The sequence below is a fragment of the Bacillus sp. GbtcB10 genome (assembly GCF_019091365.1).
Classification (GTDB): Bacteria; Bacillota; Bacilli; order Bacillales; family Bacillaceae; genus Bacillus; species Bacillus altitudinis.
On the sequence record NZ_JAGXJP010000476.1, the window covers coordinates 1 to 229 of the forward strand.

At 38.4% G+C, this 229-nt stretch carries 1 protein-coding gene; it reads right to left on the minus strand.

Features of this window, described 5'->3' with window-relative positions; all coding sequences use genetic code 11:
* A partial coding sequence (locus KVT11_RS20880; RefSeq protein ID WP_254636550.1) for a helix-turn-helix domain-containing protein occupies nucleotides 1-229 on the minus strand: 229 nt, incomplete at both ends.

Sequence of the window (229 nt, forward strand, 5' to 3'; positions counted from 1 at the left end):
TCTTTTTGAAATAATCCACCTGTTACCTATTTTTTTAGCTTTTACTTCTCCCGCGGCACATAAATTTTTAATTGTTCCTGGTGGCATATCCCACTTTTCGGCGGCTTCTTCAACGCCCATGACTTCTTCTAATGGGTCGCTATCATCATTATTGTAATTAATCACTAATAAACGTAATGTTTCGCCTGGGGCACTTGTTTTTTTTAGAAATTGCTCCCAGACATCGTCT